A 3,859-nucleotide genomic window follows, 5' to 3' on the forward strand; every position below is an offset into this window, starting at 1 on the left:
TTCCGGGCATCGATATTCCCCAGATGATGGTGCAAATCCCGTATAACGACGCCACGCCGGCGGAAATTGAGCGGATGATCACGCGACCGGTTGAAGAAGCCATAGCAACCATGTCGGGTATCAAGCGTTTGCAGGCATCCTCGTTTGAAAACCGCGCAGAAATCTTTGTCGAATTTGCCTGGGACGCCAATATCAAAGCAAAAAGTATTGAGGCCAGGGAAAAAATCGATGCCATTCGCGACGAACTACCCGACGATGTAGAGCGAGTGCTGGTGTATAAATTCAACACCAACGACATGCCTATTTTTCAGCTGCGGGTATCCAGTGACCGGGATCTGTCGAACGCCTATGACTTGCTGGACCGCAATCTGAAACGCGTGATTGAACGCGTGCCGGGAGTTTCAAGGGTTGAACTATACGGCGTTGAAAAGAAACAAATCAGTGTTCGCCTGATCCCAGAACGTATCACGTCACTGCATATCGATACCGACCAGTTAGGGCAACGCCTGCGTGCCGCCAACTTTTCAATGAGCGCCGGGCATTTCTTTGCCAATGACCAAAAATACATGGTGAATCCTCAGGGCGAATTCACTGACATGCGCGACGTTGAGCAGTTGTATGTCGCTCCTGGCATTATGCTGAAAGACATTGCGACCATCAGTTTTGAACTGCCGGAGCGCAACGAAGGCCGACACCTGGACCGTACTTATGCGGTCGGCTTTAACATCTTCCGCGAATCCAGCTCTAATCTGGTGGAAGTCTCTCGTCAGGTTATGCAGGTCATCGAGAAAGCCAAAGACGATCCGGCTTTCAATGGCATTAATCTGTTTGTCATGGACGATGTAGCAGACTCGGTCACCTCGTCGTTAAGCAACCTGATTGAAGCCGGCCTGGTAGGTGCGCTGTTGTCTATCGTGGTGCTGTATCTATTCTTGCGTCAACTCAGCACCACGTTACTGGTTGTGCTGTCTGTCCCCTTCTCTATTTGTATTACGCTGGGGGTGATGTACTTGTTTGATTATTCACTGAATATATTATCCCTTATGGGGCTTATGCTGGCCGTGGGCATGCTGGTCGACAACGCAGTGGTGGTCACTGAGAGTATTTTTCAGCAGCGCGAACATCACAGCAACGCTGAGACGGCCACTAAAGTTGGCGTAGGCAAAGTGAGTCTGGCGGTCATCGCCGGGACGACCACCACAGCCATTGTATTTTTGCCTAATATCGTTGGGGTAAAAATCGACGTAACCGTTTTCCTCGAACACGTTGCTATTGCGATTTGTATTTCACTGTTTGCCTCACTGTTAATCGCGCAAACCCTGATCCCGCTGTTAGCTTCAAAAATGAAAGCGCCCAAAGTTCTGGCCTCGGGTACCCCTGGCTACATTAAACGCTACCGCGCCATTTTGAACTGGACCATGCAAAACCAGCGTAAATCCGCACTCATCGCGGTGTTTATTCTGGTTAGCACCCTTATCCCAATCAACGTGATCTCCAGCGACGATGAAGGCAATGACGATCAGGGCCGTATCTGGTTGAATTACCATATCACTCAGAATTTTACCCTGGACGAGGTAGAGAAAACTGTCGATAAAATGGAAGCCTATCTCTACGCAAATCAGGAGAAGTTTTTCATAAAACAGGTATATACCTATTATCAACCGGGCTTTGCCGTTTCTAATCTGACGCTGCAGGAGGATTTACCCGTTCCAGTGTCGGAAATAAAACGCCGTATTAAAGAAGAAATGCCACAGTTCGTGCGCGCGCGTCCGTCATTCCGCTGGAACGATGGCAATGGCGGCGGTGTGCGTCTCACCCTATTGGGCGAGTCCTCTGATCAACTGCGCACAATTGCAGACCGAGTCGTTACCGTACTGGGCAACGTGGATGGATTAATTGACGTAAAAGCAGACGTGGGCAGTGAACGACAGGAGCTACAGATTAACATCGACCGTCAGAAGGCCTTTAAACTTGGGTTGAATGCACAGGAAGTCGCTAATCTTATTGCCACTGCCCTTCGCGGTAATAACCTGCGTACTTTCCGCTATGGAGAGGCCGGCGAAATCAATGTGAAGTTGCTGTATGGTAAGTCGGTACAAGAATCGCTGTCTGCCCTGCGCAATCTGAATATTGCTTATAATGACGGGCGCAATATCACCCTCGATATGGTGGCGAACATTACAGTTGCACCGCAGCTTTCACAAATAAACCGCTATTACCGTCAAACAGCCCTGTCAATTGGCGCCAACCTTGAAGAAGGCACCACTATGGAACAGGCACGTGAGCGCATAGAAACAGCCATGCAGTACATTGCGTTGCCGTCCGGCTACGACTGGACACTGGATGGCGGTTTTCGTCGTCAGGATGAAGCCTTTGCAGTAATGCAAATGAATATGTTGCTGGCGGTGTGCATGATTTATATCGTGATGGCAGCGTTGTTTGAGTCGATTCTGTTACCTACTGCCGTTATCAGCTCTTTACTGTTCAGTATAACCGGTGTGTTCTGGGCCTACATGATCACGGGCACATCAATGTCGGTGATGGGTATGATTGGTATGCTGATCCTCATGGGTATTGTGGTGAACAACGGTATTGTGCTGGTTGATCGCATCAATCAATTGTTGAATGAAGGTGAGAGTCTGTTGAATGCAGTCGTAGACGGTTGTAGCTCAAGGATTCGGCCAATATTAATGACAGTCGCAACAACGGTATTAGGGTTAATTCCGCTGGCATTAGGTTCAACACGGATTGGCGGTGACGGCCCGACTTACGCCCCTATGGCTATAGCCATTATCGGCGGTCTGTTATTTTCCACATTGACCAGTTTGTTTCTGGTGCCGTTGGCTTATGTATTGTTGCTGAAAGTACGTTACCGTACCAGTAGGATGATATTCAGGATGAAACAGTGGGTAGGACAATGGATTACGGCAAGCTAACTCACCACTAAGGACACAGTTTAAACGGGAGCAATGCATGTACAACTGCTGCTCCCGTTTACTGGTACCGCCACGATTAACTTCTGGCTGTCAGGAACTGATATACGCTAGATGCCGCACGAGTTTCAGAGAACTCAACCAGGCTTACACCGTTACAAGTAACACCGCCTTCAGCATTGATTACACGCAGAACTTCACGCTGGCTAGAACCAATCAGACCAACATTACGTGCTACAGCTGAACGAAGCAGACGTACATCATCTTTTACTACGGCTTTACAAAAACCAGCGAATTCAGTGTCGCCAGTGAAGCGAACGCCTTCAGCGGTTACGTCAGCCATTGCAGTGCTTGCGCTGGCAGCTAATACTGTTGCTAATAAAGCAGATTTGATTACGTTTTTCATAGTCGATTTCCTCTCAGGATTATTTGAAACACACAATCAACTGTCGTTAGGTAAGTTGCTTTGTGTGACACCTGACGTTTCGTCCTGGTGCACTATATTTATGCCCCATCTGAAATAAAATTACTGTTTTTTTATTGTTTACGCATGGTGAAATTACGGTAAATTCAATTGTAAAACACGAGTTAACTTTTCAAATAATTGTTTTTATTGAATTTTTTAAATATAAATATAACCAAAACATCTAATAAATTTAATTTTATGTCATTAATTTTCTTAAAAAACTTTCAAAAAAGGTAATTTAACAACGTAAAATAGGGGTTAATCACCATAAATTTACAACTTAAGTGGTAAATAACAGCCTAACTTAATCGTCATAGTGTAATTTTATTACAGAAAAGCACTGATATTTCGTTATTCAGAAACAGTTTTAGGCTTCGTTTTGAAGTAAAGCGCTATGGAAAGGGTGAGATTTTTGAGTACGGAAACAAAAAAGACCCGTAAAAACGGGTCTTTTTTAAAC

General features: G+C 46.2%; 2 protein-coding genes. One reads left to right on the top strand and one right to left on the bottom strand.

Going from position 1 to position 3,859, the window contains the following annotated elements; all coding sequences use genetic code 11:
• Positions 1 to 2,936 (top strand): efflux RND transporter permease subunit (locus AC4MRN_RS19760; RefSeq protein ID WP_491204278.1); only part of this gene is annotated, 2,936 nt, incomplete at its 5' end.
• Between the two features lie 76 nt (positions 2,937 to 3,012).
• Here AC4MRN_RS19760 and AC4MRN_RS19765 read toward each other — a convergent pair.
• Positions 3,013 to 3,339 (bottom strand): hypothetical protein, encoded by a 327-nt coding sequence (locus AC4MRN_RS19765; RefSeq protein ID WP_491204279.1) that lies wholly within the window; start codon positions 3,337 to 3,339, stop codon positions 3,013 to 3,015.
• Positions 3,340 to 3,859 lie beyond the last annotated feature (520 nt).

The sequence above is a fragment of the Marisediminitalea sp. genome, from assembly GCF_984433645.1.